This is a genomic window from Ideonella sp. B508-1, assembly GCF_000333615.1.
Lineage (GTDB): Bacteria > Pseudomonadota > Gammaproteobacteria > Burkholderiales > Burkholderiaceae_C > Ideonella.
In genome coordinates this window covers 1-7328 of record NZ_BADL01000116.1, presented here as the reverse complement: position 1 = coordinate 7328, position 7328 = coordinate 1, and the positions used below count along the sequence as shown (strand labels likewise).

General features: G+C 70.7%; 5 protein-coding genes. All 5 read right to left on the bottom strand.

The genetic code is table 11. The annotated features are described in order from the left end of the window. Positions 1-975, bottom strand: a 975-nt coding sequence (locus I73_RS26050; protein WP_022979627.1) for a ShlB/FhaC/HecB family hemolysin secretion/activation protein, incomplete at its 3' end; no start/stop codon positions are given. A 53-nt stretch (positions 976-1028) separates the two neighbouring features. After that, on the bottom strand, positions 1029-4325 hold the full coding sequence (locus I73_RS26040) for a GLUG motif-containing protein (RefSeq protein ID WP_022979626.1): 3297 nt from the start codon (positions 4323-4325) through the stop codon (positions 1029-1031). Positions 4326-4389: 64 nt separating this feature from the next. Beyond that, positions 4390-5286: a substrate-binding domain-containing protein gene (locus I73_RS05090; protein ID WP_022979625.1), complete on the bottom strand. Its 897-nt coding sequence runs from the start codon at positions 5284-5286 to the stop codon at positions 4390-4392. Between the two features lie 384 nt (positions 5287-5670). Continuing rightward, positions 5671-6783, bottom strand: a complete 1113-nt coding sequence (gene mnmA, locus I73_RS05085; protein WP_022979624.1) for a tRNA 2-thiouridine(34) synthase MnmA — start codon at positions 6781-6783, stop codon at positions 5671-5673. 93 nt (positions 6784-6876) lie between these two features. Continuing rightward, positions 6877-7233: a protease inhibitor I42 family protein gene (locus I73_RS30710; RefSeq protein ID WP_159105844.1), complete on the bottom strand. Its 357-nt coding sequence runs from the start codon at positions 7231-7233 to the stop codon at positions 6877-6879. Positions 7234-7328 lie beyond the last annotated feature (95 nt).

Here is a 7328-nt window from a genome sequence, read left to right as displayed (position 1 = left end):
CAGGGTGGCTTCCGCGCTGTAGGCCGTGCCGCTGGCGCCCAGGTCCTGGTAGACGTGGCCCAGCTCGTAGGTGGTCTTGCTGCCCGCCAGCTCGGCGCGCAGGCCGTCGCTGCCCAGCGGCACGCTGTAGGCCAGCCGGCCACTGACCAGACCGCCGCCCTCGGCATTCATCGCATTGAGCGACAGGCGGTCTGCCCCCCCCAAGGGGGAATTGACGTCCAGCCCCAGGCTGACGCGGTTCCGGCCGGTGTAGCGCGAGCCCTGGTTGTCGCCCAGCAGACTGCCCGTCACCAGCGGGCCTTCGGGCACCTCGACCTCGAAGTCCGAGCTGCCCGGCGCCTGGCCCGGGCCCACCGTCAACCGGGGCAGCGACGCGCCGGGCATGTCGCCGACCAGCAGCATCGCGCGCTCCAGGCCGTCGCGGCTGACCACCCCCTGGCCTTGCAGCGACTGGAACACCGGCCGCAGCAGATCATCGGCCACCCGGGAGGTGTTCTTCAGCGAGAGCTGGCCGAAATGGCCCACCAGGATGTGCAGCACCAGGGTGCCCGAGCGCGCATCCTGCCGGGGCACATAGGCACGGGCCACCAGGTAGCCGTGCCGACGGTACAGCGCGGTGATCCGGCCGGCGGCGGCCTCGATGTCGGCCATGCGCAGGGGCCGGTTCAGAAAGGAGACCAGCTCGGCCTGCAGCGCGTCCTCGCCGATGAACTCGGCCCCCTCGAAGCGGAAGGCCTTGACCGTCAGCGTGGCGCCGTCGGGCAGGCTCAGGGGCGCCTCCTCGCGGGTCTGGATGACCGGCGCCGGGGGCGGGGCCGGCACCGGTGCGCGCTCGGGCTGAACCGCCTTGAGCGCATCGCCAATGCCATAGGGCGGCGTCACTGTCTGCGCGGGGCTGGCCCCCGCGCCCACGCACAGGGCCAGCGGGACAGACCAGCGGCGGGGCGCACCGCGCAGAACGGACAGGGCTTTCATGACAGGCCAGGCAAAAGGAGAAGAAGCAGAAGGAGGGACCGGGAACAGACGGCTCATGGCGGGGTGGCCGGACGCGAGGTGCCCGGGGCGGCGGCGTTGTCATCCAGCTCATAGACTTGGCCATCCACCTCGATGCGCCGGACATGGGCGGAGAAGCGGCCCGGTTCGCTGATGATCAGATGGCTGTCCAGGGCGGCGGCGCGGGGCTGAGCCGGGATCGCCTCGTTCGCGGCCACGGCCCCCTGGCGGGTCAGGCGCTGGGCGTCGGCCACCGCCTGCGCGGCCTGGCCGGTGCCCTGCTGGATCCGCCGCTCCAGCGCGGCCTGGGCCAGCGCGGCCTGTCGCGCGGCCTGCTGGGCCGCCTGCTGCGCAGCGGCTTGGGCGGCGGCCTTGGCGGCGGCATCGGCCGCGGCCTGGGCGGCGGCCGCAGCCTGTGCCGCGGCGGCGGCGGCGGCATCGGCGGCGGCATCGGCGGCCGCCTGGGCTGCTGCGGCGGCAGCGGCATCGGCCGCGGCCTGGGCGGCCGCAGCGGCGGCGGCATCTGCAGCCGCCTTGGCAGCGGCATCGGCAGCGGCTTGTGCGGCTGCCTGTGCGGCGGCATCGGCCGCAGCCTGCGCGGCTGCAGCGGCCGCAGCCTCGGCGGCGACATCGTGGTAACTGCTGTTGGTGATGGTGCCGGTGTTGCGGCCGGTGAGCTTGTCGTCGCCCGCCGCCGTCGCGCCGGTCACCGCGCCGGTGGCGCTGGAGTTGCTGATGCTGCCGCTGTTGACCGCCACCAGGCCGCCGGCGGCGTCGTAGGCGCCGTCCACGGCACCCGAGGCGTTGGAGCCGGTGATGGTGCCGGTGTTGCCCCCCACCAGGCCGCCCGCGGCGTAGCTGCCCGTCACATTGCCCGTCGCATACGAATCAGCGATGCTGCCGCTGTTGAGGGCGGCCAGGCCGCCCACGTACTCACCCGACACGTTGCCCGTGGCATGCGAGCCGCTGATCTCGCCGGCGTTCGAGCCGACCAGCCCGCCCGCGTTGTTGTTGCCGGTGGGGTCCACATTGCCGGTGGCATAGGAATCGGCGACGCTGCCGCCATTGCTGCCCACCAGGCCGCCCATGTAGCTGTTGTTGCCGGTGACCTCGCCGGTTGCAAACGAATTGCTGATGGTGCTGCCCGAGAGGTTTTCGCCGACCAGGCCGCCCACGTCGGCGGGACTGTCGGTCGACAGGCCGGTCACCGTGCCCGTGGCCGACGAGCCGCGGATGCTGGCGCCGTAGCCGTTGCTGCCCACCAGGCCGCCCACGTGGTTGCCGCCGCTGACGTTGCCGCTGGCCTGGGAGTCGATGATGGCGGCCTGGCTGCCGGAGCTGATGCCGGCCAGCCCGCCCACGTAGTAGACATTGGACGTGGTGCTCACATTGCCGCTGGCGTAGGTGCGCGTGAGCACCCCGTTGCCGTTGTAGCCCACCAGCCCGCCGATGTAGGTGGCGCTGGCGCTCGGGTCGGCGCTGAGCACGGTGACATCGCCGGTGGCGTGGGCGTCGGTGATGCTGCCGTAGTTCTCGCCCGCCAGGCCGCCCACGCCGCTGTAATAGCCCTCCAGGCCGGAGCCATAGTCGGCCTGGGCCCCCAGGACCGCGGCGCTGGACCAGGACTGGGTGATGCTGCCGACATTGGTGCCCACCAGACCACCGACGTTGATGTAGCCGGACACCGTGCCGCTGCTGTGGCAGTTGAGGATGGTGCCGTCGTTCTCGCCGGCCAGCGCGCCGACGTACAGGGGCCCGCCCACCTGGACGTCGCTCAACCCCAGGTCGCGGACGGTGCCGGTGCTCGTGATCGTCCCGACCAGGCCGAGGTTGTCGGTGCTGCCATAGGCTTCGGCGAGGGTCAGGTGGCTGATCGTGTGGCCCAGCCCCGCCAGCGTGCCCGACAGGTTGGCCACCACCGCCGCGCCGTACGGCGTGCCGGACGCGTCCAGATCCTCGGCCAGGGCGTAGTGGCCGGCGGCCAGGCCGTGGACATCGTCCAGCGCGGCCAGTGCCGTCATGTCGTGGACCAGCGTGTAGGCGGTGCCGTTGAGGCTGAGGCTGGCGTTGGCGCCGCTGAGGGTCACCGAGGCGCCCGCGCCGGTGTCGATGCTGTAGTCACCGCCGTAGTTCAGGGCCAGGCCGGCGTGGCTTCCGGTGGCGGTGATGGGCGCGTGGATCGCGACATCCTGGGTGGCCGTCAGGGTCAGCACGGTGTCGGCGGCCCAGCTGATCGCGTCGTTGACATGGATGTCCCCGTCGGTGCCATGGCCGCCGGTGGACTCCAGCGTGATGTTGTTGCTGGCCAGCAGGCTGCCGAGCGTGGTGGCGCTGATGTCACCGTCCGCACCCACGGTGAAGCCATCGGGGTCGATGGTCCAGTGGCCCGTCGCCCCCTGGGCGGCCCGGGTGCTGATGAGGGCGCCGTCGGCGATCTGCACGGCCCGCCCGGAGGTCTCGATGCGCCCCCCGGCGCCTCCCGTGGGGGCCGAGGCGTCCAGCGTGCCGGACACCCGCGTGGTGCCGCCGAGGGCGTTGAGCAGGATGTCGCCCTGGAGGTCGTCCAGCGTGCGGGCCTGGACGATGCCGCTGTCATTGACCTGGCTGCCCAGCAGCGCGTCGGCCGCCTTGGCGGTGAGGATCACCGCGCCCCCGTCGGCGTAGACGGCCCCCCGGTTGTCCACCAGCGCATCGAGTGCGCCCTGGTCCAGGCTGAGGCCCAGCAGCGAATCACCGTTGAAGTTGAGGCTGATCCGGTTGCCGCTGGCCAGGGCCACCGTGCCCTGGGTGGCGACGATCACCCCCTCGTTGACCACCTGCTGGCCCAGCAGCGCCACATAGCCCCCCGCCGCCGCGCTGAGCCGGCCCATGTTGACGACCGCGCCGGCGCTGTCGCCCTGGAAGACCGTCCGGCCCGCCTCGAAGTCCGCGTTGCTGAGATCGCGGGTGCTGGCCACCAGCCCCCCCGCACTGACACGGCTGCCCTTGCCGAACAGCACCCCGTTGGAGTTGATCAGGAAGACCTGGCCATTGGCATGCAGGGCCCCGTCGATGACGCTGCTCTCGTTGCCGATCACCCGGTTGAGGATGACCGCCGAGGCATTGGGCTGGTTGAAGTTCACCGTCTCACGGATCCCGACGCTGAAGCTCTGCCAGTCGATGGCCGCCTTCTGCGAGGCCTGGTCGATGGTGGTGACCGTGCCGCTCTGGCCGATGGTGGCGGTGCCGCTGGTCACCACCCCGCCCTGGGGCGCAGCCCACAGGGCCGGTGTGCAGCACAGCGCGGCGATGGCCAGGCTGAGCCGGCGCGGGTGGAATGACGGTCTGTTCATCTCGAACTCCTTTTCCTCTTGTGCGGCGCGCGCCACCGCCCATGTCGGCGGTGGCGCCCTCCCGTCACGACGCCGTGGTCAGGTAGCAGTAGCTCTGGATGATGGTTTTGGCGGCCGCCGTCTGGACATAGGCCGAGAAGTCGTCCACCGCGGCATCGCTGGCGCCGCTGCGGCCGCGGATGGCCACCGCGTTCTGCAGCAGGCGGTCGTGCGGCGCCCCGCCGTCCACCGACGAAGGCGTGTACTCGAAGTAGCTGCCGGTCAGCGGGCTGCGGATGGCCCCGGTGCTGGCATCGCAGAGCAGCGACTTGGCGACAAAGCCCAGGTTGGGGTAGGAAGTAGTCCCCGTGCTGGCATTGACCGCGTTGTAGGTGGCCGTGATGGTCGAATACTGGGAGAACTTGGCGTCGTAGCTGCCGCCCGGGTAGGTGATGCCGGTGACCCGCGCCATCACCTGCTGCGCGGCCGTGCCATACGGTGCGGTGCCGGGGTTGGCGATGGCCACCTGGCCATTGGCGTAGGCATAGCCGGCAGGCGAGGGGAAGCCGGCATAGCCGGCGGTGCTGACATCCGGACCGTACTTGGACCACAGCACCAACTTGCCCTGGGCATAGAAGTACGGCGTCTGGACCACGCCGTAGCTGCTGAGCGTGCTGGCCAGCGAGGCCGGCGTGGTGTCGTCCGCCGCGAAGAACAGGTCGTAAGGGGTGCTGCCCCCGGAGGTGACGGCGCTGCTGATGGCCGAGGCGAGATCGCCGGTGGCCCCCGAGGTGACGGTGAACGTGGAACTGGAATAGCTCCGGCCCGCGGCCTTGTAGGCGGTGACCAATGCATTGAGCGGCGCCAGGAAGTTGGCCGCCACCGCGACCTTGACCGTGGCGGCCTGGGCGGCGGATGCCCCCAGGGCCAGCGCGACGACCGAAACCCCCAACAACTGTTTGCCCATGGAAATGCGGAACATGATTTCTCCTGAGAACATTCGAAATCTCCAGGCGTGCCGGGGCATGCCCCTGTGACCTGGAGCGGCTCAAGGGACCACTGCTCGACGAGGTCCGCCCAGGGGTTCCCAAGTTCCCCGGCGGCTTGTCCGCCCGCCCACCGAGTGCCCGCGCAGGTCTCGGTATGACGTCGGATACGTTCGTTATTTATGGATGTATATAGCGAACGAACGGGCAGCGAGCAATCGGCATGCCAGTGCGCGTCTTCCCGGGGAGCGCCCTTTCCCAAGGGCCTCGGTGCGCCACGGCTGTCGCGTTTGCGACGTCCGGTGCGTGCGTTATGTACAAAACAATACAGCGCATCGCACCGAAGGCCGTTTCATACGGCGACGGGACCGCGCGGAAACTCAGCGCCAGGGTTCGGCGCTGGCGATCACACCACCGCCCAGGCAGACCTCACCGTCGTAGAGCACGGCCGACTGGCCCGGGGTGACGGCCCATTGCGGCTCGGCGAAGTCCAGCTGCAACGTGGCCCCGGCGCCGGGCGCCAGCGTGCAGGGGGCGTCAGCCTGGCGATAGCGCGTCTTGGCGCCGATGGCGCCGGCCGCCGGCGGCTCGCCGGCCACCCAGCTGGTGTCGTCGGCCACCAGGCTGCGGTACTGCAGCCAGGGATGGTCGTGGCCCTGCACCACGTAGAGGATGTTGCGCTCCAGGTCCTTGCGGGCCACGTACCAGGGGGCGTGGTCGCCGCCGCCGCGCTGGGCCTTCTTCTCCTTCACGCCGCCGATGCCCAGGCCCTGGCGCTGCCCCAGGGTGTAGAAGGACAGGCCCACATGCTCGCCCAGCCGGCGGCCGCGGTCGTCCAGGATGGGGCCGGGCTGGTTGCTGAGGTAGCGGTTGAGGAAGTCGCGGAAGGGCCGCTCGCCGATGAAGCAGATGCCGGTCGAGTCCTTCTTCTTGGCATTGGGCAGCTTGAGCTCGGCCGCGATGCGGCGCACCTCGGTCTTGGGCAGCTCGCCCACCGGGAAGATGGTCTTGGACAGCTGGGCCTGGTTGAGCCGGTGCAGGAAGTAGCTCTGGTCCTTGAGCGGGTCCAGGCCCTTGAGCAGCTGGAAGCATCCGCCCACTTCGCGCACCCGTGCGTAGTGCCCGGTGGCGATCTTGTCGGCGCCCAGGCGCATGGCGTGGTCCAGGAAGGCCTTGAACTTGATCTCGGCGTTGCACAGCACGTCCGGGTTGGGCGTGCGGCCGGCCTGGTACTCGCGCAGGAACTCGGCGAAGACGCGGTCCTTGTACTCGGCCGCGAAGTTGACGTGCTCGATCTCGATGCCCAGCACGTCGGCCACCGAAGCGGCGTCCAGGAAGTCCTGGCGCGTCGAGCAGTACTCGCCGTCGTCGTCGTCTTCCCAGTTCTTCATGAAGATGCCGATGACCTCGTAGCCCTGCTGCTGGAGCAGCCAGGCGGAGACCGAGGAATCGACGCCGCCGGACAGGCCGACGACCACACGTTGTGAAGCCATGGCCCGGATTGTAGAAAGGCCGCCCCCGGCCCACCCGTTCCGGGGCCATGGCGTCGAGCCTGGGCCCAGCCGCAAGCCGGGCTTCACCGGCAGTTACGTCGACACGGAGGCGACCGCGGAGCCCTGGACCTTCACCTGCGCCGAAAAGCGGCCTTGCTCCGCAGCAGGCGCGCCCGCGCGGCGCAGCACCCATTGCAGCTGAACCTGGCCGGGGGCCATCGCCTGCCAGGTCCACACCCGCTGCCCCGCCCCGCCGGCCAGGCCAGGCGCCGGGCCGGCGTAGGCATCGTCCATCAGCGTCAACAGCCCGCAGGCCGCCTGTGCCGCGGCATCGTCCAGGCGCCAGCGAAAGCCGGTGGTGGGCGACTCCGGCAGCGCAATGCGCAGCTGCGCGCCCACACCCAGGGTCACCTGGGCTCCGTTGTCCGCGGGGCCGAGGGTGCGTGGCACCCTGTCGGCTGCGGAACCCGGCACATGGCCAGACGGTTCAGGCACTCTTGCACCGCGACCCGATGGCGCGAACCGTCCAGAAGTCGTCCGAGAGA